General features: G+C 65.8%; 28 protein-coding genes. 18 read left to right on the forward strand and 10 right to left on the reverse strand.

The window, feature by feature from the left end; genetic code table 11:
* The first annotated feature begins 31 nt into the window (after window positions 1–31).
* The 7 genes from ACYQOP_RS05130 (at window position 32) to ACYQOP_RS05160 (ending at window position 4,345) form a co-directional block, all read left to right on the forward strand.
* Window positions 32–334 carry a hypothetical protein gene (locus tag ACYQOP_RS05130; protein WP_244478164.1) on the forward strand — a complete coding sequence of 101 codons (303 nt, stop codon included), beginning with the start codon at window positions 32–34 and terminating at the stop codon, window positions 332–334.
* A complete protein-coding gene (locus tag ACYQOP_RS05135; protein ID WP_311276537.1) occupies window positions 331–741 on the forward strand; it encodes a hypothetical protein in 411 nt (136 codons plus the stop codon). Before ACYQOP_RS05130 ends, ACYQOP_RS05135 begins: the two co-directional genes overlap by 4 nt.
* Before the next feature lie 55 nt (window positions 742–796).
* The gene (locus ACYQOP_RS05140) at window positions 797–967 is read left to right on the forward strand and encodes a hypothetical protein (RefSeq protein WP_461221497.1); all 171 of its coding nucleotides are present in this window, start codon (window positions 797–799) and stop codon (window positions 965–967) included.
* A complete protein-coding gene (locus tag ACYQOP_RS05145) occupies window positions 967–2,424 on the forward strand; it encodes an APC family permease (RefSeq protein WP_461221498.1) in 1,458 nt (485 codons plus the stop codon). The genes ACYQOP_RS05140 and ACYQOP_RS05145 overlap by 1 nt, the downstream gene beginning before the upstream one ends.
* A gap of 7 nt (window positions 2,425–2,431) precedes the next feature.
* On the forward strand, window positions 2,432–3,124 hold the full coding sequence (locus ACYQOP_RS05150; protein WP_461221500.1) for a hypothetical protein: 693 nt from the start codon (window positions 2,432–2,434) through the stop codon (window positions 3,122–3,124).
* Window positions 3,087–3,398, forward strand: a complete 312-nt coding sequence (locus ACYQOP_RS05155) for a hypothetical protein (protein WP_461221502.1) — start codon at window positions 3,087–3,089, stop codon at window positions 3,396–3,398. Before ACYQOP_RS05150 ends, ACYQOP_RS05155 begins: the two co-directional genes overlap by 38 nt.
* A gap of 341 nt (window positions 3,399–3,739) precedes the next feature.
* Entirely contained in the window at window positions 3,740–4,345 is a 606-nt protein-coding gene (locus tag ACYQOP_RS05160; protein WP_056454447.1) for a helix-turn-helix domain-containing protein, read from the forward strand.
* 30 nt (window positions 4,346–4,375) lie between these two features.
* Here the strand turns inward: ACYQOP_RS05160 and ACYQOP_RS05165 are convergent, their stop codons facing one another.
* Genes ACYQOP_RS05165 through ACYQOP_RS05180 form a run of 4 tightly spaced genes read right to left on the reverse strand, consistent with a single transcriptional unit; the run spans window position 4,376 to window position 9,589 of the window.
* A complete protein-coding gene (locus ACYQOP_RS05165; protein WP_461221504.1) occupies window positions 4,376–4,993 on the reverse strand; it encodes a sarcosine oxidase subunit gamma in 618 nt (205 codons plus the stop codon).
* Complete coding sequence (locus ACYQOP_RS05170) at window positions 4,986–8,024, reverse strand: sarcosine oxidase subunit alpha family protein (protein WP_461221506.1); 3,039 nt, start codon at window positions 8,022–8,024, stop codon at window positions 4,986–4,988. The genes ACYQOP_RS05165 and ACYQOP_RS05170 overlap by 8 nt, the downstream gene beginning before the upstream one ends.
* Window positions 8,021–8,308, reverse strand: a complete 288-nt coding sequence (locus tag ACYQOP_RS05175) for a sarcosine oxidase subunit delta (RefSeq protein WP_018045590.1) — start codon at window positions 8,306–8,308, stop codon at window positions 8,021–8,023. Before ACYQOP_RS05175 ends, ACYQOP_RS05170 begins: the two co-directional genes overlap by 4 nt.
* 30 nt (window positions 8,309–8,338) lie before the next feature.
* Window positions 8,339–9,589: a sarcosine oxidase subunit beta family protein gene (locus tag ACYQOP_RS05180; protein ID WP_461221509.1), complete on the reverse strand. Its 1,251-nt coding sequence runs from the start codon at window positions 9,587–9,589 to the stop codon at window positions 8,339–8,341.
* A 231-nt stretch (window positions 9,590–9,820) separates the two neighbouring features.
* Between ACYQOP_RS05180 and ACYQOP_RS05185 the strand changes: the two genes are divergently transcribed.
* A complete protein-coding gene (locus tag ACYQOP_RS05185) occupies window positions 9,821–10,726 on the forward strand; it encodes a GlxA family transcriptional regulator (RefSeq protein ID WP_419953636.1) in 906 nt (301 codons plus the stop codon).
* 60 nt (window positions 10,727–10,786) lie between these two features.
* On the opposite strand, the gene ACYQOP_RS05190 is transcribed toward ACYQOP_RS05185, so the two are convergent.
* The gene (locus ACYQOP_RS05190; RefSeq protein ID WP_461221511.1) at window positions 10,787–11,161 is read right to left on the reverse strand and encodes a hypothetical protein; all 375 of its coding nucleotides are present in this window, start codon (window positions 11,159–11,161) and stop codon (window positions 10,787–10,789) included.
* Window positions 11,162–11,556: 395 nt separating this feature from the next.
* The gene (locus ACYQOP_RS05195) at window positions 11,557–12,252 is read right to left on the reverse strand and encodes an HAD family hydrolase (RefSeq protein WP_461221513.1); all 696 of its coding nucleotides are present in this window, start codon (window positions 12,250–12,252) and stop codon (window positions 11,557–11,559) included.
* Between the two features lie 179 nt (window positions 12,253–12,431).
* Between ACYQOP_RS05195 and ACYQOP_RS05200 the strand changes: the two genes are divergently transcribed.
* The 6 genes from ACYQOP_RS05200 (at window position 12,432) to mepA (ending at window position 16,103) form a co-directional block, all read left to right on the forward strand.
* The gene (locus tag ACYQOP_RS05200) at window positions 12,432–12,752 is read left to right on the forward strand and encodes a hypothetical protein (RefSeq protein ID WP_056428459.1); all 321 of its coding nucleotides are present in this window, start codon (window positions 12,432–12,434) and stop codon (window positions 12,750–12,752) included.
* Window positions 12,753–12,851: 99 nt separating this feature from the next.
* The gene (gene msrA / locus ACYQOP_RS05205) at window positions 12,852–13,511 is read left to right on the forward strand and encodes a peptide-methionine (S)-S-oxide reductase MsrA (protein WP_419953407.1); all 660 of its coding nucleotides are present in this window, start codon (window positions 12,852–12,854) and stop codon (window positions 13,509–13,511) included.
* Window positions 13,512–13,598: 87 nt separating this feature from the next.
* Entirely contained in the window at window positions 13,599–14,102 is a 504-nt protein-coding gene (locus ACYQOP_RS05210; protein WP_207410888.1) for a TIGR00645 family protein, read from the forward strand.
* Between the two features lie 22 nt (window positions 14,103–14,124).
* Window positions 14,125–14,439, forward strand: a complete 315-nt coding sequence (locus tag ACYQOP_RS05215) for a DUF2293 domain-containing protein (protein WP_461221515.1) — start codon at window positions 14,125–14,127, stop codon at window positions 14,437–14,439.
* A gap of 154 nt (window positions 14,440–14,593) precedes the next feature.
* On the forward strand, window positions 14,594–15,127 hold the full coding sequence (locus ACYQOP_RS05220; protein WP_056428471.1) for a hypothetical protein: 534 nt from the start codon (window positions 14,594–14,596) through the stop codon (window positions 15,125–15,127).
* A 46-nt stretch (window positions 15,128–15,173) separates the two neighbouring features.
* A complete protein-coding gene (gene mepA, locus ACYQOP_RS05225; RefSeq protein WP_461221517.1) occupies window positions 15,174–16,103 on the forward strand; it encodes a penicillin-insensitive murein endopeptidase in 930 nt (309 codons plus the stop codon).
* 163 nt (window positions 16,104–16,266) lie between these two features.
* On the opposite strand, the gene ACYQOP_RS05230 is transcribed toward mepA, so the two are convergent.
* Window positions 16,267–17,163, reverse strand: coding sequence for a helix-turn-helix domain-containing protein (locus ACYQOP_RS05230; protein ID WP_461221519.1), 897 nt, complete (start codon window positions 17,161–17,163; stop codon window positions 16,267–16,269).
* A gap of 817 nt (window positions 17,164–17,980) precedes the next feature.
* Here ACYQOP_RS05230 and ACYQOP_RS05235 point away from each other — a divergent pair.
* The 4 genes from ACYQOP_RS05235 (at window position 17,981) to ACYQOP_RS05250 (ending at window position 22,009) form a co-directional block, all read left to right on the forward strand.
* Window positions 17,981–18,196 carry a hypothetical protein gene (locus ACYQOP_RS05235; RefSeq protein WP_461221521.1) on the forward strand — a complete coding sequence of 72 codons (216 nt, stop codon included), beginning with the start codon at window positions 17,981–17,983 and terminating at the stop codon, window positions 18,194–18,196.
* A gap of 78 nt (window positions 18,197–18,274) precedes the next feature.
* Entirely contained in the window at window positions 18,275–18,478 is a 204-nt protein-coding gene (locus ACYQOP_RS05240; RefSeq protein WP_056428480.1) for a hypothetical protein, read from the forward strand.
* Window positions 18,479–18,615: 137 nt separating this feature from the next.
* Window positions 18,616–19,893, forward strand: coding sequence for an HlyD family secretion protein (locus ACYQOP_RS05245; protein ID WP_461221523.1), 1,278 nt, complete (start codon window positions 18,616–18,618; stop codon window positions 19,891–19,893).
* A gap of 4 nt (window positions 19,894–19,897) precedes the next feature.
* Window positions 19,898–22,009, forward strand: a complete 2,112-nt coding sequence (locus ACYQOP_RS05250) for a peptidase domain-containing ABC transporter (RefSeq protein WP_461221525.1) — start codon at window positions 19,898–19,900, stop codon at window positions 22,007–22,009.
* Window positions 22,010–22,069: 60 nt separating this feature from the next.
* On the opposite strand, the gene ACYQOP_RS05255 is transcribed toward ACYQOP_RS05250, so the two are convergent.
* The 3 genes from ACYQOP_RS05255 to ACYQOP_RS05265 form a co-directional block, all read right to left on the reverse strand.
* A complete protein-coding gene (locus ACYQOP_RS05255) occupies window positions 22,070–22,483 on the reverse strand; it encodes a (R)-mandelonitrile lyase (RefSeq protein ID WP_461221527.1) in 414 nt (137 codons plus the stop codon).
* 33 nt (window positions 22,484–22,516) lie between these two features.
* Window positions 22,517–23,272, reverse strand: a complete 756-nt coding sequence (locus tag ACYQOP_RS05260) for a glucose 1-dehydrogenase (protein ID WP_461221528.1) — start codon at window positions 23,270–23,272, stop codon at window positions 22,517–22,519.
* A 140-nt stretch (window positions 23,273–23,412) separates the two neighbouring features.
* Window positions 23,413–24,327, reverse strand: coding sequence for a LysR family transcriptional regulator (locus ACYQOP_RS05265; RefSeq protein WP_461225199.1), 915 nt, complete (start codon window positions 24,325–24,327; stop codon window positions 23,413–23,415).
* Between the last annotated feature and the right edge of the window lies 1 nt (window position 24,328).

Raw genomic sequence — 24,328 nt, forward strand, 5'->3', positions numbered from 1 at the left:
CAAAAAGAAAATTTACGAAGGAGGACATGCCGTGAATCAGGATCCCCGCATTTCATCCATGTTCAGACGCGACAGCGCAGCCGCCGCGTTCGCCGTGGTCGCGGTCTGGCTGATCTATGCCTTCACGTTCTGGAGCATGTGGAAAGCTTTCGAGAGCACCAACCTGCTCATCCCGATGGCGATCCTTGGCGCCATCGTGCTCTTCCTCAACACAGCATCCACCTTCGCGATGATCCGTCACTACAGTGAAGACAAGTCCGCAATCTACGGCACCGACATCTATTATCTCGACCAAATCCGCAAAGCGCGGCAGCACAAAGGAGCAACCGAATGAAAAAGGTTCCCTACGAGCCGCCGAGTCAGCCGATCATCGGGCAGATTTTCGATGCGATCCTGATGCTCATCCTTGTGTTCATCACACTCTACCTGCCGCTTTGGCTCAAACTGGCCGGCGGCGGCACGACCACGACGGAATATCCGAATCCATCCTGGGAATCACTGGGACAGAACGCGGTCATGGCGGCTCAGTGGGAGAAGCTGGGCATCGCGCCAGAGAAGGCCGCGACGATCATCGGGACCCGATTCGACTATAACTTCAACTGGACGGCCCTGGCATTCACGGCGCTGATCATCGTGGCCTACTTCGTCTTCATGTTCCGCTACTCCGACCACGAGTACCGCGAAGTCATCGCCGAGCGCTTCGGCGACGATGACCCGAGTAAGACAGTAGAGCCTCGCTGAGCCTCATTGGCCGCGGTCGCAGTCAGCCCGTTCATTTCCTACGAGGATATCCGTCATGGTCGTGATCATGAACTGGAGTGCCTGGGCGATCGCCGGAGCCCTTGCGCTCTGGATGGCCGTCGATCTGGTGCGCACCAACCGAGCCTTCGGAGAGGACTACCTCCTCTCGTCCGAGGAGGGCGAGATCGTGGATGCCGATGTCGGCGAACAGGCAGCGAGGTCGTGATGCAAGATGTTCAGATCGCCACTCCGCCTGGATTCCAGACCCCGAAAGTGTCGCTGCCGGACGTGTCGTCAGTATCGGCCGCTGTACCCGCCAGGAAGATCGCGCTCTTGCGCGTGCTCGGGCCCGGCCATGTTTGGGCGCTCGGCGTCGGGATCGTGCTGGTGGGCGAGTTCATGGGTTGGAACTTCGCCGTCGGGAAGGGGGGGCCGGTCGCGGCGCTGACCGCCTGCTGGCTCGCCGGGATCCTCTACACCTGCGTGGCCATGATCGATTCCGAGATTACCTCCACGGTGGCCGCCGCGGGCGGCCAGTACGCGCAGGCCAAGCACATCATCGGGCCGCTCGCGGCCTTCAATGTCGGCCTCTACCTCGTGATGGCCTACACGATGCTCGAGGTCTCGAACGCCATCGTGACCGGGGATCTGATCGAAGCGTTCATGGCCAATCTCGGCGTCGCGGGCACCGTCGACAAGCGCGCGTTCATGGTGCTCACCATCGTGGCCCTCGCTTTCCTGAACTATCGCGGCGTGCTCGCATCGTTGACGATGAACCTGCTGATCACGGCCGCTGCCTTCCTCGCCATCGTGGTGCTCTTCGTGGCGACCCAACCCTGGGCGCCGGGCGCAGTGCTGCAGCACGATGCCCTCTTGGTCGGCCTGCCCTACGGGAATCTCGGCATCCTCGCCGCCATGCATTTCGGCCTGTGGTTCTACCTCGGCATCGAGGGAACGACGCAGGCCGCGGAGGAGGTGCGCTCGCCCGCCCGTGCCCTGCCGCTGGGCACCATGACGGGGATGATGACCCTCCTGATCGCCGCAACGGCCACCTGGTACGTCTGCTCTGGGCTGATGCCCTGGGAATATCTCGGCCAAGCCGTGACGCCGCTCTACGATGCCGGGCGTCTCACGGGGAATCGCTGGCTCGAAGTGTTTCTGTTCTTCGGCACCCTGTTCGCCACCGTCGCCTCGGCCAATGGCTGCATCAACGACGCCTCGCGGGCCTGGTTCGCCATGGGGCGCGACCGTTACATGCCGGCCTGGTTCGGTGCGGTGCACCCCGCCTACCACACACCCTACCGGTCGATCGTCTTCTTCGTGCCGGTGGCGATCATGTTCGCGGTCTCGACGCCGCTCGACCAGACCATCACCTTCTCGATCCTGTCCGGGCTGCTCGGCTACACGCTGATGGCGCTCTCCATCGTCCTGTTCCGTCGGAAGTGGCCTCTCGGCACCATTCAGAGAGGCTACGTCCATCCGCTCCATCCGCTGCCGTGCCTTCTGCTTCTGCTTCTGTGCAGCGTCACCTACGTCGCGGTGTTCCTCGGCTACGGGACGCAGCTCGTTGCGATGATGACCTTCTACATCATCGCCTCCGCCTGGTTCGTGCTGCACCGCTACAAGTATGTCAGGCGCGGCGACCAGTTCACGATGCACTGGCCAAAGCCGCGCGGCTATTGAGGCCGGAATGATCGACCTCCTCATCCTCCCGATGCTGGGTGCCGCCGGCTACGCGCTCTACCGGCGCGGCCGGACGGCCTCGGCGGAACGGGCCGGAATGCTCCGACCCTGCGAAGACCTTCTGGCGAAGCCGGTCCATGGCCGCGACCCGACGGGCTTCGGAACTCTCGCGGGCCGGTTCCTGGGCATGCCGGTCGAGATCCGGGTCATCCCGGAAGCCCTTGCCTTCCGGCGCCTGCCGCAGCTCTGGCTCAGCGTCTCGGTGCATCATGCGACAGGCGTTCGCGGCACGATCGACATCCTCAGGCGCGTGGTGGGTGCCGAATTCTATGCCCCGGCGGACAATCTCCCGGCGCGCTACGATGTGCCGGAAGGCTGGCCGGGCGAGACGCTGGTGCGGGGATCGCTCGGTGCCGGGCCCGTCCTTGCCCGTGCCTCCGGCACAATCGCGACCATTCTCGCCGAGCCACGCGTGAAGGAAGTGCTGCTCACGCCTCGGGGGATCCGGATCGTCAGCCAGCTCTGCCAGGGCGAACGCGGTGCCTACCTGCTCCTGCGCGAGAACCGTTTCCCCATGACGCAGATCGGTCCGGAGCAGTTGCGGCCTCTGCTCGCCCAAGCAACCGGCCTCGTCCGGAGCCTTACCGGAGAAGATGCAGTCCATGGATCCGAAGAAGCCCCTGCGCGCGCCGCAGCCTAACCCCTATCTGGTCCTCGCGGCCGCCATCCTGCTGCCGGGCATGGGCCATGTGCTCCTCGGGCAGGCACAACGCGGATTGGGCTTCGCGTTCTTCACTCTGGTGGGGGCGTGGCTGACCACGAAATTCGCGTCGCCGGATGTGGATGTGATCGGTCGTCACGCAGCAGGCGTGTTCGTCTGGGCACTCTCGATCCCCGATGCTTACCGGATCGCGCGCCTGCGTGCGGTGACATCCTATGGTTCCACGTCATGCTCGACCACTTCGGCATCCTGACCCACGGCCTGTGCGGGCGATAGTCCGGAAACGGGTGCCCGCCTTCACTCGAGGCAGGCTGGACGTCTTCTCCGAAGCAACGCGTCCGCTCGCACACCATCTTTTCTACACGGACGGGTTTCGCGGTTCGGCGCGCCTGATCGGCTGATGTGTCGGGCAAAGGAACCAACCGCACAGATTCTGCCATCGACAATCATGAGTCGGATCGCCTCACCGGCAATCGCGCAATCTGTTCGATGCGGTATTCCGGTGTTAGACGTGAATCCTGTGCCGACATGATGGCTCTTGAGCCCCGCGTCGTGCTCGATGCGTGCTGCGATGAGGGCGAGATCAGAAACCGGATGCTGAACACCGCCTCTAACGCACCGGTCGACGACAAGCGCACACTCGAGCGGGCACTCGGCCACCAGATCCGCCTGTTCCGGCGCGAGCGCGACCTCTCTGTAGCCGATCTCGGCACGGCGGCCGGGATCTCACCCGGCATGATCTCCAAAATGGAGAACGGGCAGATTTCCCCGTCGCTGTCGTCGATCAACGCTGTTGCAAAGGCGTTGAACGTGCCCATCACCGTGTTGTTCTCGGCCTTCGAGGAGAGCCGCGACTGCTCCTTCGTCAAGCGCGGACAAGGCGTCGTCATCGAACGGCGCGGCACGAAGGCCGGACATCTCTACGAACTGCTCGGAGCGGGCCTGCGCGGCGAGATCGTCGTCGAGCCCTATCTCATCACCCTGGAGAACGATGCCGAGTCCTATACGGAGTTTCGGCATGGCGGCACCGAGTTCATCTATATGCTGACCGGTGAAGTCATCTATCGCCATGACAAACACGATTACACGCTGCAGCCAGGGGACTCGCTCCTATTCGATTCGGCGGCCTCGCATGGGCCGGCCAAACTGATCAAGACCCCGATGACCTACCTGTCGGTCATCATCTACCCGCGCAGCTGAAGCATCCGGCCGGGGAACAGTCGGCTCCGCTCACGGCGCCGCGCTGCGAACGTCGTAGCCGAACTCAGCCGCGGCATGGCTCAGCCACGACCAGACGCTGCCGGCGAAGCTGCGCGTCACGGCGAGGTCGTAGGTGGGGGCTGCGTCCCGCTGCCAAACCTGCGCGCCCAAATGCGCAAGGGCGGTGACGGCGACCTGCCCCGGCTGGAAGGCACGGGGATGAACGTCGATGGCGAGGCCTTTGGCGAGGAACGCCCGGGCGTCCGGCCCGGACACGCGGACGATCGCGCGGGCGTCGCTCTGGTCGGTGACCGCGGCAATACCCTGCAACGCCTCGCCGAGGCCCGCCATCTCCTGGCGCGTCTCGAAGAGAGCGAGCCATTGATCCGGTCCGGACCAGACCAATCCCCGCTCTCCCGTGAGGCTGGCAGTCCCCGTTTCGGGCAGCGACCAGCCGAAGCGCTCGTCCAGAACCTGCCGCAGGGCGTCGGTCCGGCCCTTTACCGCGATCAGGGTGGCAAGCCCGAATTCGTCGCGCAGGGTCAGGGTGAGACCGGGCTCGCCGCCCGGGCGGCCGTGCCGACCGACCGGCGCGATTCCCGCCCAGGCGCTCCTCGGCCGCCATGTCGTCTCGATAACATCAGACACGCAGCTTCTCCTCTTTCGGGTCGACGAAGACCGGTGAGCAGATCTCGACTTCGACATCCCCGTCGCGCACCGGATCGTAGGCGCGCACGCGCGTCCCATGGCGCTCGGCGCCGCGCCGGATCAACCCGAGCCCGATCCAGTGCCCGAGGCTCGGCGAATAGGCGACGGAGGTCATGACGCCTTCATCGGCCGCGAGGCTCGGGGCGGCGCCGACGGCAAGGAACCGCGCACCCGCACGCAGGCGCTGGCTGCGATCGACCGGGCGGAACCCCACGAGGATCGGCCGTTCGGGATCGACGAGGGCCGGGCGGTCCTTCATGAGGCGGCCGATATAGTCTTTCTTCTTGGCGAGCATGCCGCCAAGGCCGATGTCGCGCGCCGTCGTCTGGCCGTTGATCTCGGCGCCAGCGGCGTGGCCCTTCTCGATGCGCATCACCGAGAGCGCCTCCGAGCCGTAGGCGGTGATGCCGTGGGCCGAGCCGGCCGCCATGACCGCACGCCAGGCGGCGTCGCCATAGGCCGCCGGCACCGCGAGTTCGTAGGCGAGTTCACCCGAGAACGAGATGCGGAACAGCCGCGCGGGGATGCCCCCTCCGACCGTGATGTCGGCGCAGGCCAGGAAGGGGAAGGCATCGTTCGACAGGTCGAAACCGGGATCGACGATACCCTGCAACGTGTCGCGGGCACGTGGGCCGGCCACGGCGTATTGCGCCCACTGCTCGCTCACCGAAACCATCTGCACGTCGAGTTCAGGCCACAGCCATTGGTGGCAGAATTCCAAGTGCTGCATGACCTTGGCGGCGTTGGCCGTAGAGGCCGTCATCACGAAATGGCTCTCGCCCAACCGTGCGATGGTGCCGTCGTCCAGGACGAAGCCGTCTTCGCGCAGGAGTACGGCGTAGCGCGCCTTGCCCACGGGCAACGTGCCGAACGGATTGGCGCAGACCCGCTCGATGAGAGCGAGGGCGTCCCGGCCCTGGATGTCGATCTTGCCCAACGTCGTCACATCGCAGATGCCGACATGGGCGCGCACGGTATTCACCTCGCGATTGACCGTTTCCAGCCAGTCGCTCTCGCCGGATTTCGGGAAGTAGGCCGGGCGGAGCCACAGGCCGGTCTCGACGAAGACCGCGCCCTGCTCCTCGCACCAAGTATGCGATGGGACGTGCCGGGTCGCGCGGAAATCCTTGCCCCGGTGATGCCCGGCGAAAGCGCCGATGGCGACGGGGGTGAAGGGCGGCCGGAACATCGTGGTGCCGACGCTCGCGACCGGCTGGCCGGTGAGCTCCGCCATGATGCCGAGCCCGGCGAGGTTCGAGGTCTTGCCCTGGTCGGTGGCCATGCCGAGGGTGGTGTAGCGCTTCAGGAGCTCCACCGCGCGAAAGCCCTCGCGATGGGCGAGCTCCACATCGGAGGCGGCCACGTCGTTCTGGAAATCGACGAAGGCCTTGCCCCTCGATACCGGCACGCGCCACAGCGGCGTATGGGCGATGCTCTCGGGATCGGTCTTCGGGGTCTCGGGCGCGGCGCTGGCGAATCCGCAGGCTGAGGCGGCCTCCGCACCGGCCCGGCCGCCGGTCTCCAGGCAGGAGGCGAGGGTGAAGGCCCCGCCCGCCGCCCCGACGGCCACCATGCCCGAGGGAAGCGCACCCGGCACGAAGGCGTGGATCGCCTCGTCCCAGACCGGTCGCCGCGACAGATGCGAATCGAGATGCACGATCGGATTCCAGCCATTGGCCATGGCGAGGCAGTCGCAGGCGATGGTCTGGCGGCTGCCATAGGTGTCCACCACCTCGATCGCCTCTAGTCCGAGATGCCCCTTCGTACCGGTGACGTAGCCATCACAGATCACCTGCGCGCCGACGGCCTCGGCCGCCCGGCGCAGCTCGGCCGGCACCGATGCGCGGGAATCGATCACGGCCACCACCTGTCCGCCCGCCGCGGCGACATCGGCCACGGTGCGCCAGCCGTCATCGCCCGAGGTGAAGATTGCGACGGCCCGGCCCGGGAGCACGCCGTATCGGTTGAGGTAGGTCCGCACCGCGCCGGCCAGCATCACGCCGGGCCGGTCGTTGCCGCCGAAGACGTGAGGGCGCTCGATGGCTCCGGCAGCGAGAATGGCTTGCTTTGCCGTGATCCGCCACAGGCGCTGGCGCGGCGCATGGACGGGGGGCACGGCCAGATGATCGCCGACGCGCTCGACCGCCCCGTAGGCTCCGTGATCGTAGACCCCGAACAGGGTGGTCCGGCTCAGAATGCGCACCTCCGGCATGCTCGCCAGTTCGGCGAGGGTGTCCGTGGCCCAGTCCGCACCGGATCGGCCGGCGATCTCGCGCCGGTCGGCAAGCAGGCGCCCGCCCGTCCGGTGATCCTCGTCGACGAGGATGACACGCGCGCCCGACCGTCCGGCGGCCAGGGCTGCGGCGAGCCCAGCCGGTCCGGCCCCGATGACCAGCACGTCGCAGAACGCGAAGGCCTTGTCGTAAGTATCGGGATCCGGCGCATGGGCGGCCCGGCCGAGGCCGGCGGCGCGGCGGATCATCGGCTCGTAGAGCTTCTCCCAGAGAGCGGCCGGCCACATGAAGGTCTTGTAGTAGAACCCCGCCGCGAAGACCGGCGCCGCCAGGGCGTTGACGGAGAGGGCGTCGTATTTCAGCGACGGCCAGCGATTCTGGCTCGACGCCTCAAGCCCCTCGTAGAGTTCGGCCACGGTGGCGCGGGTGTTCGGTTCACGCCGTGCGCCCGAGCGCAGTTCGACGAGGGCGTTCGGCTCCTCCGAACCGGCGGTGAGGATGCCGCGCGGGCGGTGGTACTTGAACGACCGGCCCACGAGCCGCACGCCGTTGGCCAACAGCGCCGAGGCCAGGGTATCACCCTGGAAGCCGCTGTAGCGCTGGCCGTCGAAGGTGAAGTCCAGGGGGCGGCGCCGGTCGATCATGCCGCCGGTCCCGGTACGAAAGCCCTGCCCAACGGCCGTTGCCGGGGAGGCGCCGCTGGGGGAGGCGGTATCCCGAAGGGTGAGCGTGGTCATGCGACCTCTCCTGTCCGGCGGCTCAGCGCGACGTCGCGGGCGGAGGACACCCCGGTGATTTCGTGGGTGCGCGTATCCCGGTCGACCACGAGCCAGGAGCGGCAGCCGGCGCCGTGATACCAGAGCTCGCGATGGGGGCCGGCCGGGTTGTCACGCAGGTAGACGTAGTCGTGCATGGCGGCGGGCGGCACCTCCATGCCGTCGGGCCGGATCGGCGCGGCGTCGCCGAGATAGCTGAACTCGCCGTTGTCGCGGGGCCCGCAATGGGGGCATCGGATACGCATGATCGTCGTTCCCTCAATCCAGATCCGCGCTCAATGCAGGTTCGGCTGGGCGCCCATGCCCTTCTCGTCGATGAGATGGCCGGTGGCGAAACGGTCGAGCCGGTAGGCGGCGGCGTCCTCATGGGACGTGTCGCGGGCGATGAGATGGGCAAAGCAGAACCCCGCCGCCGGGGTCGCCTTGAAGCCGCCGTAGCACCAGCCCGCGTTGAGATAGAGACCGTCGATCGGAGTGCGGTCAATGATCGGGCTGCCATCCATGGACATGTCCATGATCCCGCCCCAGTGCCGCAGCAGGCGCAGGCGCCCGAGGCCCGGCCACAGGGCCATGCCGCCCTCCATCACGTCCTCGATCGTCGCGAGGTTGCCGCGCTGGGCGTAGGAATTGTAGCCGTCGATGTCGCCCCCGAAGACGAGGCCGCCCTTGTCCGACTGGCTGACGTAGAAATGGCCGGCCCCGAAGGTCATCACCGTGTCGATGAGAGGCTTCACGCCCTCGCTGACGAAGGCCTGGAGCACGTGGCTCTCGATCGGCAGGCGCAGATCGGCCATGGAGGCCAGCAGCGATGTCGAGCCCGCCACCGAGAGCGCGACCTTCTTCGCCCGGATGAAGCCACGGCTCGTCTCGACCCCGACCACCTGGCCGTTCTCACGGCGGATGCCGGTGACGGCGCAGTTCTGGACGATGTCGACGCCCCGGTCACTGGCCGCGCGGGCATAGCCCCAGGCCACGGCGTCGTGGCGCACCGTGCCGCCCCGGCGCTGCAGGAGACCGCCCTTCACGGGAAAGCGCGCATTGTCGAAATCGATGAACGGCACCATTCCCCGAACCCCCTCGCGGTCGAGGAGTTCGGCATCGATACCCGCCATCTGCATGGCGTTGCCGCGCCGGGCATAGGCATCACGCTGCGCGTCCGAATGGTAGAGATTCAGCACGCCACGCTGGCTCACCATGGCGTTGTAATTGATGTCCTGCTCAAGCCCCTCCCAGAGCTTCATCGACCGTTCGTAGAACGGGATGTTGCCGGCGAGCCCATAATTCGAGCGGACGATGGTGGTGTTGCGCCCGACATTGCCGGAGCCGACATGGCTCTTCTCCAGCACGGCGACGTTGGTGATGCCGTGCTCCTTGGCGAGATAATAGGCGGTCGCGAGACCGTGGCCGCCGCCACCGACGATGACGACATCATACTCGGCCTTGGGCGCGGCATCGCGCCATTGGGGCTTCCAATCACGCTGGCCGCGCAGGGCCTGACCCAGGACGCTGAGGAGGGAATAGCGCATGGCGGGACATGCTCCGGGGCTGGTTGCGGCGTGTGTCACCTTGAGTAGCGTATCGCCGGCTAACGCCCCTTGCATTTTGCGACGTCATTCGGACAATTTGCGCAGAAATGAACGGCCGTCCTCTAGCGCCAAAGTCCCCGAATCTTGCCCGATCTCGCCCTTGACGCCACAGCATCGGAAAAGCCGGCGCCGCTGACCGTCGGCTTCATCTTGCTGCCGGACTTTCCGCTCATGTCCTACGCGGCCGCGGTCGAGCCCATGCGGGCGGCCAACACCCTTCTGGAAAGCGAAGTCTACCGCTGGTGGCATGCGGCACCGGGCGGAGGCGCCGTCCAGGCTTCCAACGGAATCGCGATCCTGCCGGATGTCGATGTCGGCGACACCAAGCTCGACGCTGACCGTGTCTTCGTCTGTGCGGGGGGAAATCCCGCCGCCTTCGACGACCCAGCCCTGACCGCTTGGCTTCGCCATCTCGCCCGGCGGGGGATCACGCTCGGCGGCATTTCCGGAGGGCCTTACCTGCTCGCCCGTGCGGGTCTGCTGACGGGGCGCCGTTGCACGCTCCACTGGGAGCATGTTCCCGCCTTCGAGGAACGCTACCCGGATATCGAGGTCGTGCGCTCCCTCTTCGAGATCCAGGACGATCGGATCACCTGCTCGGGCGGCATCGCCGCCCTCGACCTGATGCTCAACCTGATCGAGCGCGACCACGGTCCGGGCCTCGCCAACGGCGTCAGCGACTGGTTTTTGCACAACCAGATTCGCGAGGGCCTGAGTCCGCAGAGGATGGACCTCCGCCTGCGGATCGGGGTGCGCGACCCGCGGCTGCTCCGGGTCCTCGCCGCGATGGAAGCGAATCTGGAAACGCCGCTCTCGCGGCAGGGACTGGCCGATCTCGCCCGCGTGTCGATCCGTCAGCTCGAGCTACTCTTCAGAAACCGGATCGGCATCAGTCTTCACCAGCATTATCTCGCCCTGCGTCTCGACCGGGCCCATCAGCTCCGCCGCGAGAGCGCGCTGAGCTCGGCGAATATCGCCATGGCGACGGGATTTGCCAATGCGGCCGAACTCGCCCGAGCCGAACGCCGGAGGCGCCTCAAGGCCACAACGCCGCCTAGCAAAACCGGCGAGGGGTGAGAGGGCCGTTCCGGGACGGGCGTCCGCGCCGGAACGGCCGCCTTCGAGGGGAGCGAAGGCTCAGCGCCCGTACGCGGTCCGATGGATGTCGAAGGCCGCGTCGGCCCGGACAGGATCGAGGCGGGGCGAGGCGGCCTGCCTGCGCGGCGCGCGACGAGCCGCGAAACGGTCCCGAGCCGCCTTGGCGGCCTTCTCGACGCTGGCGAAGACGAGCCCGTCGAGGGGGTCGAAATCACGGCCGGACGAGAAGAACCGGACGCCGCCCCGTTCGGGCACGGCGATTCCGGCCGTCACGTCGCCGATTTCGATCACCCGTGGCGGCGGGGCGGTATGAAGGCGGTTACGGGCACGGGCCTCGAGATGATCCGCCCGTGCATCAGGCGTGTGCAATCGGTTCAACGCCCTGTGGGCGTCGTCCTGGTGAAAGTGGGGCATGGTGTCGAAGTCTCCTGGCGCGGCCTAACGGCCATCTGCTGAAAGCAATCGGATCTGACGGGTAGGTCAGCTTCGACAGCGGGAGCAGGCACAAAAGAGACTTTGGAACGAGGGTCGATCAATCACGGCAAGTCATCCTTTCGATGAAGGACCACGAGGCGCGAGCGCTCCGCAGTGCTTTAGCGTTTGATGACGCGGCGCAATCTACACACTTCAAATCACCGCGGCGGACCAAGCCATCCGGTCTGGAACCGCACCTCTAAAATGAGAGCAACACGTCGCTTCGTCAATGGATGCATCTTCCGAATGCATGCAGTCTTGTGGCAGGAATGACGCCTGGACCCACGAAGCGCAGGCGATTTCTTCGGAGGGTGGTTTTTTGGAGTGCGCCGCGGTCAAGCGGACGCGGCAGCCACGCGCCCGATCAGGTCGGCAAGGTCGCGATGATGCCCATAGACCCGTTCAGCACCGGCCGCGATCAGGTCCGCTCCCGTGGAATCGTGCAGCCAATGCCCTCCGCCGGTGAAGCCCAGGACGCGCATCCCGGCGGCGCGCGCCGCCGTGACGCCAGGCACGCTATCCTCCACCACGAAGCATCGGCCAGGAGCGAAGCCCATCTCGGCGGCGGCGAAGAGGAAGAGGTCGGGGGCCGGCTTGCCGCGGGAGACCATGGTCGCCGAGAAGATACGGCCCTCGAACAGGGGCAACAGGCCGGTGAGGCCGAGCGAATGGGCGAGCCGCGCCGGATCGCTGCTGGACGCGACGCAGCTCGGAAGCTCCAGTGACCGCACTGCCAGCGCGATCCCCTCCATGGCACGCAGGTCATGGTCGAAGGCGCGTAGGGTCTCGGCCTTCACCGCCTCGACGAAGCCGTCGGGCGCGGCGATCCCGTAATCGCGCTCGATATGCCCCATGATCGACGTCATGGATGTGCCGGCGAAGCGCTCCCTCACCGTATCCACATCGATCGTGACGCCGATCCGATTGAGCCCGGCGGTCAGCGTCCCGAGACTCAGGGGCTCGCTATCGACCAGTACGCCGTCGCAATCGAAGATCACCAGTTCGGTGGGAGTTTCGGGTTCGGTCGGCAAAGGGCTGGTCCGCTGGAAATGTCTGGGCCGGGCTGTGCCACGGAGGCGTCTCGGCGCGCAATGGCAGTCCTCGCGCACTCATTGCCGGGACGGCGTGCGCCTCGGACACCTTGCGCCTCGCGACGGCGGCCCGTAATCCCGCAAGGCCGGCATGGGAGCCGGCTTGTGTGCAAGCCGCGATGCTCCGCTTTCTCAGCCGCCTCCTCGGATACGTCGTCCTCGCGGCGGGCTTTGTCGGCCTCGTCTATGATGGCGCGCGTTCGATCGCCAATAACGGCGTGCGCGTCACCAGCCTGAGCGACCTGCTGATGACACTGTTCAAGGAGCGCGGAAGCGCGCTTCAGGGCGCGGTGGAGAGCGTGGCGCCATGGCTTTGGCAAGCCCTCGTCCTGCCGCTGACCCTGGCCCCCGCCTGCCTCCTCGGCCTCGGCCTGGGGGCTTTCCTGCTCTGGCTCGGGCAGCCGCCCCGCGAGCCGATCGGCTTCCTCAGCCGGCCCTGACATCGACGTCCGGCGGCATGGCCGTTTCGACACGGGGCATTCAGGAACGGGGCCGGTACCCCATATAGGGGACATCCCGCCCTCTCATGGAGGCCCTTGATGCTCCAGTTCTTCCGCAAGCGTCCCGAGATGCCGAGCGCCACCGATGCGTTGCCCGGCCGGTCGACTCCGATTCCCACCACCGAGACCCATTTCGTCAACGGCAATCCGCTGAAAGGCCCTTATCCGGAGGGAACCGAGCAGATCGTCCTGGGACTCGGCTGCTTCTGGGGCACCGAGCGCAAGTTCTGGCAATTGCCGGACGGAATCGTCGTGACGGCGGTGGGGTACGCTGGCGGCTTCACGCCCAACCCGACTTACGAGGAGGTCTGCTCGGGCATGACCGGCCATAACGAGGTTGTCCTCGTCGTCTACGATCCGGCCGTGCGCCCTCTGGAGGCAGTGCTCAAGACGTTCTTCGAGAGCCATGACCCAACCCAGGGCATGCGCCAGGGCAACGATGTCGGCACGCAGTACCGTTCGGGAATCTACACGGCGAACGAGGCGCAGGCCGAGACCGCCCGACGCGTTCGGGAGGTCTACGGAGAGGCGTTGAAGGCACGCGGGTTCGGCGAGATCACGACGGAGATCGTCCCGCTCGATACGTTCTACTTCGCCGAGGGCTACCATCAGCAATACCTTGCCAAGAACCCGGCTGGCTATTGCGGTGTAGGCGGCACCGGAGTGACCTGTCCGGTCGGAACCGGGATCGCCGCCTGAGGCGCCCGGCTTATCCAAGCCCGAACCTTGTCGAGCTTGGCGGTACATGGCAAACCCCCGCCCGGTCGGACGGGGGTTTTGGGACAGATGGTCGAACAGGTTTTCGAACGCGTACTTTTCGCGTGTCGCTGGCTGCTGGCGCCCTTCTATGCCGCACTGGGCATCGGCATCGTCGTGCTGCTGGTCAAGCTGCTGCAGGAACTCGCCCACTTCGTCTTGCACATGTGGAGCGCCACTGAGTCGCAGATCATTCTCGGCGTGCTGACTCTGGTCGATCTGTCCTTCACCGCATCCTTGCTCATCATCGTGATGTTTTCGGGATACGAGAACTTCGTCTCGAAGATCGATCATACGGACCATAAGGACTGGCCCGAATGGATGGGGACGATCGACTTCACCGGACTAAAGCTGAAGCTGATGTCTTCGATCGTCGCTATCTCGGCGATATCACTGCTGAAAGCCTTCATGGACATCAAGGCGACGCCGGACCGAGAGCTGTACTGGCTCGTCGGTCTCCACATGGTCTTCGTCGTCTCCGGTATCCTGATGGCCCTGACGGATCGGATCGCCGCCGGGCATCACGACAAGTAGGAACGTCCCGGGAGTCGGCTCGATGACCCGCGCGGAAGCCGTCGGTGAAGCGCTTCGGATCCTTGCTCCGCGCCTTCCCGCCTTCGAGACGGATTCCGTCCTTGCCCGGGCGCTGGCCAGTCCTGGCCTGCGGAATGCGAGCCCCGAGACCGCGGCATGGCTCGCCCTCGTCGCCTTCGCCCGCCACGTCTTCACCGAATACGAATCCTATCTCGAAGAGGGCTACGACCGCGACAGCGCCCGCCATTTCGTCCTCGACGAGCTCAACGAGACGTTGCGCGGCTGGGGCGTGCGCCGAACCGTGTCCGAGGACGTAGAACAACCGGACGAGGGGTGACCCCCGCGTCGGCCCCGCCCAGCAAGGGGGCGTGGCGCTTGGCCTGACCCTTCGGATAGGCGCCTTCCCGAAGAACATCTCTGCGGGAAACCTTTCCGGCGGCGCAACCGTTTCCACGATCGAGGGGGCCTCGACCGTTCACAGGACAGTGGCCATGCGCAGAATGCTCCCCATCATCGCCGGATTGGTGCTCGCATCCGGTGCGGGCCTCGCGGCCGACCGGGCATGGGCGCAGCAGGATGCCGATCCTGCCGCCTGTACCACGTTCGACTGGCCGATCCTGCGGGAGCAGGCCTGGTTCGAGGCGCCCTCCCTCCCCCGGCTTGATTCCGGCGCGACCCTCTCCGCGGAAATGCCGGGCGCCGTTCTGGCGCTCAAGCCGGTCGCGGGAGCCGATCTTCCCTTGACGCCTTCGCGGGAACCGAAGCCCGGCACGTTCGGCGGCAGCTTGCGTATCCCACCCGTCGTCACGCCCGGCCTGTATCAGGTGACGTTGTCGGACAATGCCTGGATCGACGTGAGCCAGGACGGCGCGACGACGCGCAAGCCCGTGGCGAGCACGATGCGGCCCGGATGTCCGGGTGTCTCGAAGAGCGTCCGGTTCCAGTTTGGCACCACTCCTATTCTCGTCGTCGTCAGCGGTGCGAAATCGGATTCGATCAAGATCGCGGTCGCACCGGCGGAATAGTCGAGAGCTCTCGACGGCCCGACGGCCGATAGACTAGGTTGGCGCCATGCACCTGACCTCTCGTCCATTCCGCCTCGCGGCCCTCGCCTTCCTTGTCTGCGGAGGGGCCGCCCAGGCCCAGGATAGGGGCAGCGTAAACCCCAAGCCCCTTCCACCCCTGGCCGATCCCGATGCGCCGTCGACGCCGGCCAAAGCCCTGTTCGGGCGGGCGACGACACCGGCACCCGGCCCCGCTCGGCCCTATGGCTCTTATGCGAAGGGATGCTTTTCCGGCGGCGAGGCCCTGCCCAATGACGGACCGACCTGGCAAGTCATGCGCCTCTCCCGGAATCGGATGTGGGGCACACCGCATCTCGTGGATTTCATTGAGCGCCTAGCCGCCCAGGCTCCTCGCGTCGGATGGAACGGGCTTCTCGTGGGCGACATGTCCCAGCCTCGTGGCGGCCCGATGCTCACGGGCCACGCCTCGCATCAGCTCGGCCTCGACGCCGATGTCTGGCTCACGCCCATGCCCGACCACCGCATGACCCGTGCGGAGCGTGAGGAGACCTCTGCCACCAACGTGGTCCGCGCGGACCGCCTCGACATCGACCCGCAGGTCTGGACGCAGGAGCACCTCAAGCTGATCCGCCTCACGGCCCAACAGCCCGAAGTCGCGCGCCTCTTCGTCAACCCGGCGATCAAGAAGGCTTTGTGCCGGGAGGCGGGGGGCGACCGCTCCTGGCTCAACAAGGTACGCCCGATGTACGGGCACAATTACCACTACCATATCCGCCTCTCCTGCCCGGCTGGGGACGACCAATGCGGCGACCAAGCGCCGCCGCCATCCGGCGACGGCTGCGGAGAGGAGCTCGCATACTGGTTCAGCGACGCCGTGCTGAACCCGCCGAAATCCACGAAGCCGGCGAAACCCAGACCGCCGATGACCATGGCGGCCCTTCCCGCAGCCTGCCGGATGGTGCTGAAGGCCCGGTAAGCTCAGCTTTCCCGCGAGCACAGCGAGGATTCGTGTTTCGGGATCCACGCCGATGGGCGGGGATGCGCAGCGTCAGGCCGGATAGCCCATGCGATTCGGCATCACGGATGCCACATCCCGGAACAGTGGCACGCAACCGGGAGAGGCGGGTTCTACGCCCGACCTAATCGGCAACCGCATCGGCGGACCGGCTGTCGCGCGCACGGCGCACGAAAGCGCGTGGCGGTTGTCCCGTGAGGCGGCGGAACGTCTTCGACATCTGGCTCGCATCGCTGAACCCCGCCAGGGGGACAATCTCGCTCAGACTCATCGTTCCGGTGGCGATAAGGTCCTGCGCACGGTTCACCCGCTCGCGCAGGATGAACTGGTAGGGCGTCACCCCGAATGACGTACGGAACGCGCGGACCAGATGACCGACGCTGATACCGACCGCATCCGCGAGGTACTGCAGGCTCAGCGGTTCGGTGAGGTGGGTGAGAATCAGCTCTCGAAGGATGCCGGCCTGCGTCGAAGTCAGGGTCGGGCCATTGCGGTGTGGAGGCGCTTCGGTGCTTGAGAACAGCTGCAGCAGCGTCGCCGATACGCTTTCTACCAGCAGGGGACCGTTGGAGCAGCCGGTCTCGAGGTCGGCCGAGACTGCCTGTAGGAGATGGCCCGCGGCGACTTGAGAGCGCGACGGGAAGAACTGCGTCCGGATGCGCGTCTTGGCCAGGGACAGATCGGTAATGCGCTCGACGGCCTCTGGAGCCAGCTTGAGGACCATGGTGCGAAACGCACCGGTCCAGTTCTCGATCACGGTCGCCCCCGGCTCGAGGACCACGATGTTGTCCTCGGAGAAATGATAGCTCTGCCCGGACCACAGGAAGTGCTGGCTTTGCGGGGCCAACGAGAGGGCGAAATGAATGCCCTGCTGGACGATGGACGCCGTCCCATGGCTACCGAGCATCAGGTCGCAGAACCCGATACCGGCCCAGCCGAGCCCCGTACTGGTCTGAAGCACTGCCTCGATCTCGCCATCGAGTTCGAGCGTGCAACCGAACTCACTCCGCTCAACCCGCATTCACGATTTCATGGTGCATGTGAAACCCTCGTGCTGCAGCCCGCTCAATGGATTGTGCCTTACCGAAGCTTCAGAACTCCCCAGCGCTGCCATAGGATATTCCGGCAACAGGCAAAGGAGACTTCGGCAATGTGGTGTGTCATTTCGAAGAAAATCGATCTGTCACTGTCCAACACGTCGCAGCCTCGGATGCAGAGATATGACACGCAACGAACCGATGCAAACAGATCCGCCTGTTTAGAACTCCACTAATTGGACGCATCTTGTCCTTTTGCTTCGTCCATCGAAACGACTCATGGCGGCATGCACGCATTTTGGAACATGTGGAGCGTTTGCTCAGGCCTCGATTGAATTCTTCATCCGATACACCTGATTTTGAAGGATCGTGAGATCATTGCGTCTATCGCCCCCAACATTGGGAGAAGCATTTTCCCCACAGTCAAGCCGAGCCCGTCTCTTCGATTCACATGCGACAAAATGTCAATTCTCTGAAAAAAGCTCTTTTGTTTCCAACACTTATGGACTGCAACACAAAATTCCAGCCTTGACTCCGATTTCGATCAACAATCGCCAAAAACGCCTGTCGCAGGCGATATGATACAGGATATTATGCACCGCCGCCGAAGGCATATAGATATAGATCATCAATCGCCAATATAGGCCTATCCATTCCTCCCTAAGATCGAAGGGTCGAGATAGTGACTTGATGGATCGGGCAAGAGGTGTAGTCTGGATGACAGAAAGCAATCCTGAGCGCTTTCAAACATAGAACGACGAGAAAACAATCGATCTGCCGAACACATCTTGGAGAGAAAATATGTCGACTGCCAATGACACTATTCGCCCCCTCGAAGCATCCGAGCTCGATGCTGTCGGCGGCGGCCTCTCCCTGGGACTTGACCTCGATCTCTCCAGCGAACTCGGTGCCGTATCCGGCTCGGTCGATCAGGTCGGTGGGCTGGTAAGCGGTCTCGTAGGCGGCCTTCTCGGTGCCGTAGGCGGCGTTGTCGGCGGACTGCTCGGCGGCAAGTAACGCTGCCTTCGAACCAGCGTCCTGATTTCTCTCGGCCCGGCGCGAAACGAACGCGCGGCCTCATACCGGAGCTATGACATGACCCAGAACCTCGACACCATCCGCGAACTCGACGCCAAGGAACTCGACGCCGTCGGCGGCGGCCTCTCCCTCGGCCTGGAACTGGACCTCTCCAGCGAACTCGGCGCCGTCTCCGGCGTGGTCGGTCAGGTAGGCGGATTGGTCAGCGGTCTCGTCGGTGGCCTTCTTGGCGCGGTCGGCGGTCTTCTCGGCGGCCATTGAACCACGCCACGAACTCTCCGCATCCTTCCGATCGGTGAATAAGCGCGGCGGGCCAGTAGGCCCGCCGCGTCGTTCGTGCATATGAAGCCACAGAGCCGAAGCACGCCGTCTCTCGACCAGGAAAACCACCGGACCAGATGACGTCGCCGCTTTTCCGCGCAGAGGTCGCCCAGGCGCGGCGGGATTCCTGGCTGGGCGAGGCCCAGATCGTTCAGCCGCTCTCGATCCGGCTGATGACTGCGATCACGATCCTGATCACGATCGCCGCGCTCCTCTACGTCGTCTTCGGCACTTATACGCGGCGCATCCACGCCTTCGGCATGCTCACGCCGGATGTCGGCCTCATCACCGTGGCAAGCCCCGTGGCCGGACGCGTCAGCGTCTCGGGGGTGAAGGAGGGCGACAGGGTCGTCCAGGGCCAGCTACTCTACACCCTCGATCTCGACGCCGTCTCAGCCAACGGCCCGACCCAACAGCGCATCATCGATCAGCTGGCCCGGCAGAAGGAGACGATCGAGGCGCAATCTCGGTTGCGGTCGGCCATGGCGGTCACCGAGAAGCGCTCGCTCGCCGAGCAGATCGACAACCTTCAATCCCAGTCGCGGCAATTGGAGGAACAGGTTCAGCTGCAGGCAAAGCTCGTACCGCCGCTGAAGGAGCGGGTCGATGTCCTGGCCAAGGCAGTGAGCGACGGCTTTGCCCGCTCGGCCGACCTCCAGAACCAGAATTACCTCTATCTGCAGGCGAGTTCCCAGCTCGCCCAGTTCCGCAATTCGCGCCTGCAGCTCATGGGCAAGGTCGGCGAGCTGCAGGCGACGCTCGCCACCTTCGACGACAAGCTCGCCCGCGACCTCGCCGAAATGGACCGCACCGCCGCCCAATTGGAGCAGCAGCAGGCCGAGAGCGAGGCACGCCGGGCCATCGAGGTGCGGGCGCCGGAGAAGGGCATCCTCACCTCCATCCGGGTCCAGGCCGGCCAAGGCGTGGCAGCGGGCGCCACGCTGCTCACCCTGCTGCCGAGCGAGGGCCGGCTCCAGGCGAACCTGTTCGTGGAATCCTCCGCCATCGGCTTCATCGATACGGGGGAGGCCGTGATGCTGCGCTACGCGGCCTTTCCCTTCCAGCGCTTCGGCCTCTATCGCGGCACCGTCACGGAGGTGACCCGCGCGCCCCTGGAGGCCGCCGACCTGCCGGAAGCCGCCGGCGCCAAAGCGAAGAACGGCGACGGCATCTACCGCATCATCGTGCGGCCGGACGAGAACAGCGTGATTGCCTATGGCGAGAGCCGGCGGCTGGAGGCCGGGATGCGGGTCGAGGCCGATATCGCTCTTGAGAAGCGCCCTCTCTATCGCTGGCTCCTCGACCCGCTCTACCGGGTGAAGCGCAGCGTCGATCTCGTGACCCGCGGCGGATGAAAGCGTGAGCCTGCTCAGCACCCTTCAGTTCGGCTTCGGCCGGCGCGTGCCCGTCCTGCTTCAGGCGGAGGCCGCCGAATGCGGCATGGCCTGCCTCGGCATGGTGCTCGGCTATCACGGCCGCCATGTCGATCTCGGCGCCCTGCGCCGCCGCCACGCCCTGTCGCTCAAGGGCATGACCCTGCGCAACCTCATCGATCTGGCGGGCTCGATGGGCCTCGCCACGCGGGCCTTGCGGGCCGAGCTGAAGGATCTGCCCAAGCTCAAGACGCCGTGCATCCTGCATTGGGGGCTCAACCACTTCGTCGTCCTCACCGCCGTGAACGGCAGGGGGATCGTCATCCACGATCCCGCCCGGGGGCGGCGCAAGCTCACCTTCGCGGAGGCGTCGCGCGAGTTCACGGGCGTCGCCCTGGAGGCGAGCCCGACCACCAGCTTCGTGCGCGAGAAGCGCCGGCGCGGGCTGGCGCTGGGCGACCTCTTCCGCACGATGGGCGGCATCCGCCCGGCCCTCGCCCAGATCCTGGCCCTGTCCCTCGGCATCGAGCTCGTCGCGATCCTGATGCCGATCGCATCGCAGATCGTCATCGACGAGGTCATCGTCAACGCCGATCTCGACCTGTTGCTGGTGGTGGCGGTGGGGCTCGCCCTTCTGCTCGTCGTCCAGCTCGTCCTCTCGGTGGCGCGGACCTGGGCGATCATGCTCACCGGTACCAAGCTGAACTACCAATGGTCGGGCAGCCTGTTCGACCACCTCTCACGCCTGCCGCTGGACTATTTCGAGAAGCGGCACGTGGGCGACGTGATCTCGCGCTTCGGCTCCCTTGCGACGATCCAGAAGGGGCTCACCACCGATCTCGTCCAGGCCGTGCTCGACGGCATCATGTCCATCGGCATGCTCGCCATGCTGGTGGTCTATGGCGGCTGGCTCTCCCTCGTGGTCGTCGCCTCGACGGCGCTCGCCGCGGCGCTGCGGATCGCCGCCTACGCTTCCTACCGCGAGGGCACCGAGGAAGCGATCGTCGCCGAAGCGCGCCAGCAGAGCCACTTCATCGAGACAGTGCGCGGCATGGCGAGCGTGAAGCTCCTCGACCTGCGCGAGCGCCGGCGCGGCACCTGGATGAACCACTTCGTGACCTCGCTGAATGCGCGGCTGCGGCTCCAGCGCCTCGATCTGATCTTCGGGCGGGCCAATGAGCTGCTGTTCGGTCTCGACCGGCTGCTCCTGCTCGTGCTCGGCGCGCGGGCGGTCATCGACCAGTCGATGACGCTCGGCATGTTGGTGGCCTTCCTTGCCTATCGCGACCAGTTCTCGCAGCGGATCGGCAACCTGATCCAGTCGGGCTTCCAGTTGCGCATGCTCAATGTCCAGACCGACCGGTTGTCGGACATCGTCATGAGCGAGCCCGAGGAGGGTTCCGGCTCCACCCTGGAACCGGCCGCCCCGGCGGTGATCCGGGCGGCGGAGGGGACGGGGAGTGTCGCCGTGAAGGAGCTCGCCCTGCGCTACGGCGCGGATGAGCCCTGGATCTTCCGCGATCTCAGCCTCGACGTGACGGCAGGGACGAGCTTCGCCATCACCGGCCCTTCGGGCTCAGGCAAGACCTCGTTGATGAAGATCATGATGGGCCTGTTGCCGGCGAGCGAGGGGCGCGTCCTCATCGACGGGCAGGAGATCCGCACCCTCGGGGCGGCCAGCTATCGCCGCCGGATCGCGGGCGTGATGCAGAATGACGGCCTCTTCGCCGGCTCCATCGCCGAGAACATCGCCAGTTTCGACGAGCGGCCCGATGCGGGCTGGATCGAGGAATGCGCCGCGCGCGCGGCGATCCTCGCCGACATCAAGCGCACCCCGATGGGGTTCGAGACCCTGGTGGGCGATATGGGCTCGACGCTCTCGGGCGGCCAGAAGCAGCGGGTCATCCTGGCCCGCGCCCTCTATCGCAAACCGGAGATCCTGTTCCTCGACGAGGCGACGAGCCATCTCGACGAAGCGACGGAAGCCGTCATTGCCGAGGCTTTGCGCGACCTGCGCATGACCCGGATCATCGTTGCCCACCGCCCGGCCACCATTGCCGGAGCGGACCACGTCTTCACCCTGACGCCCTCCACATGAGGCCCCGTCGGGACGAGAGCCTCCGCACCCGCCCATCGAGGAGCCACCCTGGCGCGAGCGTCAAACCTCGCGGTATTGTTCGTCGGTGACCTGTTCCAACCACGTCACCGCCCGGCCGTCGCGCTGCTCTTGGATCGCGATATGCGTCAGGGCCATCGTTGCCGTTGCCCCGTGCCAGTGTTTTTCATCCGGCTCGAACCAGACGACGTCGCCCAGCGCGACAGCCTCGATCGGGCCGCCCTCCCGCTGAACCCAGCCGGCCCCGAAGGTGACGATGAGCGTCTGGCCGAGCGGATGCGCATGCCAGGCGGTGCGGGCGCCCGGCTCGAATGTCACGCTCGCTCCGGCGACCCGCGCCGGCTCGGGCGCGGAGAAAAGAGGATCGATCCGCACGGTCCCGGTGAACCATTCGGACGGTCCCACGCCGGACGGTCCCCTGCCGGACGGTCGCGACCCGCTGCGTGTGATGTCCATTCGCCTGCTCCTCCGTTTCCACCGCATCGACCGTCAAAGCGACCAGCCACCGTCGATCACCGTGGCGGCTCCGGTCACGAACCCACCGAGGTCCGAGCACATCCAGAGCACCGCTTCCGCGATCTCCTCCGGCTTGCCGAGACGCCCTACCGGTTCGAGGTCGATCGCTTTCTGAACGTCGCCTCCCGTGAAACGGTCCATCATCGGCGTTTCGATGTTGCCGGGCAGGATAGCGTTCACCCGTATGTTCTTCCGGGCATAGTCCAGCGCTGCCGAGCGGGTCAGACCGATGATGGCGTGTTTGGAAGCGGCATAGGCCGCGCCGCCCGCGACACCGCGGATGCCGGCACCGGAAGAGGTGTTGACCACCACGCCGCCGCCCTGGCGCACCATCTGCGCCAGCTCGTACTTCATGCAGAGGAAGGTCCCCCTCAGGTTGATGTCGAGGATGCGGTCCCATTCGTCGAGTTCGATCTCGTGGACCGGCGTGGCCCTGTTCTCGACTCCGGCATTGTTGAAGGCGCAGTCTAGGCGTCCGAAGCGTTCGACGGTTCGGGCAATCGCCGCTTCCACCTCTTCCGGTAGAGACACGTCGCAACGGATCGCCAGTACTTCTCCGCCGACCGCTTCAATCTCGGCCCGCAAGTGTTCCAGGGTCTCCTCACTCCGGTCGGCAATCGCCACACGAGCGCCCTCCGCCGCGAAAGCGAGGGCGGCGGCACGTCCGATGCCGCTGGCGGCACCGGTGACGAAAACGACCTTTTCGGTGAAACGGTGCGTGGTGAGCATGTCGGAAGCCTCCGGCTGGCCGTGATGGCGAGCCTTACCGCTCACCGATCAGCGAGAAGTAGGCTCACAGTGTCACTCCGATGACCCGCCATTGCTTCAACGGACCAATGAGCATGGCTCATCGCTGGGCGACATCGCGCCTACAGACCGAGCGGCCTAAGCTCGCGAACCAGATCGATGAGGAGCCGCAGGCCGGTCGGCACCTGGCGACGTCCCGGATAGTAAATGTGGAAGCCGGCTCCCGCGGGGGCCCAATCCGTCAGAACGACGCGCAGTTCACCGCGACTGACCGGCGACCTGACGCATGGTTCGGGGAGGTAGGCCAGCCCCCCGCCTGCCGTCGCGAGGGACAGCGCGAAGTGCGTGTTGTCGATGGCCACGGCGCCGGGCACGTCGAGCGCGAGCGGCTCACCGGCCCGTTCGAACTCCCAACCGTAGAGCCGTTCGTCACCGAGGCGGATGCGCAGGCACCGATGCGCCAACAGGTCGTGTGGATGCTCCGGCGTTCCATGCCGATCCAGATAGCAGGGTGCGCCGACCACCACCCAGCGCAGGTCGGCCGACAGGCGCTGGGCAATCATATCCTGAGCGACGGTACCGCCATATCGGATGCCCGCATCGGCCCCGGCCTCCACGATGTCGAGCAGATCGTTGGAGACGCGGACGTCGATCTTGATCTGCGGATGGCGCTCGCTGAAGACGGGCAGCACGGGCGCGAGTAGCAGCGTGCTCGCATGTTCGAGCACATTGAGACGAATGCGCCCCGCGGCGTTCCCTGGCTCCCGGTGGCGGTTGAGTCCATCGAGCGCCGAACCGATCGCCGCGAAGGGTGCATCGAGCGACGCCAGAAGCTCTTCGCCCGTTGCGGTCAGGGTGACGCTCCGGCTGGTGCGGTTGATCAGCCGCACGCCGAGGCGAGCCTCCATCGCCTTGAGGGCATGGCTGAGCGCGGAGGCACTGACACCGAGTTCCAGCCCCGCGCGCCGGAAGCTCAGATGACGAGCGATGGCGAGGAAGGTGCCGAGATCGGCAAGATCGGTCCGACTGGTCAGCATG

It is taken from the genome of Methylobacterium sp. CM6247 (genome assembly GCF_054817925.1).

Bases quoted from the DNA above. Each gene is read 5' to 3' on its own strand.
- ACYQOP_RS05135 (WP_311276537.1), top strand. From the start codon at position 331: ATGAAAAAGGTTCCCTACGAGCCGCCGAGTCAGCCGATCATCGGGCAG.
- ACYQOP_RS05140 (WP_461221497.1), top strand. From the start codon at position 797: ATGGTCGTGATCATGAACTGGAGTGCCTGGGCGATCGCCGGAGCCCTT.
- ACYQOP_RS05145 (WP_461221498.1), top strand. From the start codon at position 967: ATGCAAGATGTTCAGATCGCCACTCCGCCTGGATTCCAGACCCCGAAA.
- ACYQOP_RS05150 (WP_461221500.1), top strand. From the start codon at position 2,432: ATGATCGACCTCCTCATCCTCCCGATGCTGGGTGCCGCCGGCTACGCG.
- ACYQOP_RS05155 (WP_461221502.1), top strand. From the start codon at position 3,087: ATGGATCCGAAGAAGCCCCTGCGCGCGCCGCAGCCTAACCCCTATCTG.
- ACYQOP_RS05160 (WP_056454447.1), top strand. From the start codon at position 3,740: ATGCTGAACACCGCCTCTAACGCACCGGTCGACGACAAGCGCACACTC.
- ACYQOP_RS05170 (WP_461221506.1), bottom strand. From the start codon at position 8,024: ATGACCACGCTCACCCTTCGGGATACCGCCTCCCCCAGCGGCGCCTCC.
- ACYQOP_RS05175 (WP_018045590.1), bottom strand. From the start codon at position 8,308: ATGCGTATCCGATGCCCCCATTGCGGGCCCCGCGACAACGGCGAGTTC.
- ACYQOP_RS05180 (WP_461221509.1), bottom strand. From the start codon at position 9,589: ATGCGCTATTCCCTCCTCAGCGTCCTGGGTCAGGCCCTGCGCGGCCAG.
- ACYQOP_RS05185 (WP_419953636.1), top strand. From the start codon at position 9,821: ATGTCCTACGCGGCCGCGGTCGAGCCCATGCGGGCGGCCAACACCCTT.
- ACYQOP_RS05190 (WP_461221511.1), bottom strand. From the start codon at position 11,161: ATGCCCCACTTTCACCAGGACGACGCCCACAGGGCGTTGAACCGATTG.
- ACYQOP_RS05200 (WP_056428459.1), top strand. From the start codon at position 12,432: ATGCTCCGCTTTCTCAGCCGCCTCCTCGGATACGTCGTCCTCGCGGCG.
- msrA (WP_419953407.1), top strand. From the start codon at position 12,852: ATGCTCCAGTTCTTCCGCAAGCGTCCCGAGATGCCGAGCGCCACCGAT.
- ACYQOP_RS05210 (WP_207410888.1), top strand. From the start codon at position 13,599: ATGGTCGAACAGGTTTTCGAACGCGTACTTTTCGCGTGTCGCTGGCTG.
- ACYQOP_RS05215 (WP_461221515.1), top strand. From the start codon at position 14,125: ATGACCCGCGCGGAAGCCGTCGGTGAAGCGCTTCGGATCCTTGCTCCG.
- ACYQOP_RS05220 (WP_056428471.1), top strand. From the start codon at position 14,594: ATGCGCAGAATGCTCCCCATCATCGCCGGATTGGTGCTCGCATCCGGT.
- mepA (WP_461221517.1), top strand. From the start codon at position 15,174: ATGCACCTGACCTCTCGTCCATTCCGCCTCGCGGCCCTCGCCTTCCTT.
- ACYQOP_RS05230 (WP_461221519.1), bottom strand. From the start codon at position 17,163: ATGCGGGTTGAGCGGAGTGAGTTCGGTTGCACGCTCGAACTCGATGGC.
- ACYQOP_RS05235 (WP_461221521.1), top strand. From the start codon at position 17,981: ATGTCGACTGCCAATGACACTATTCGCCCCCTCGAAGCATCCGAGCTC.
- ACYQOP_RS05240 (WP_056428480.1), top strand. From the start codon at position 18,275: ATGACCCAGAACCTCGACACCATCCGCGAACTCGACGCCAAGGAACTC.
- ACYQOP_RS05245 (WP_461221523.1), top strand. From the start codon at position 18,616: ATGACGTCGCCGCTTTTCCGCGCAGAGGTCGCCCAGGCGCGGCGGGAT.
- ACYQOP_RS05255 (WP_461221527.1), bottom strand. From the start codon at position 22,483: ATGGACATCACACGCAGCGGGTCGCGACCGTCCGGCAGGGGACCGTCC.
- ACYQOP_RS05260 (WP_461221528.1), bottom strand. From the start codon at position 23,272: ATGCTCACCACGCACCGTTTCACCGAAAAGGTCGTTTTCGTCACCGGT.
- ACYQOP_RS05265 (WP_461225199.1), bottom strand. From the start codon at position 24,327: ATGCTGACCAGTCGGACCGATCTTGCCGATCTCGGCACCTTCCTCGCC.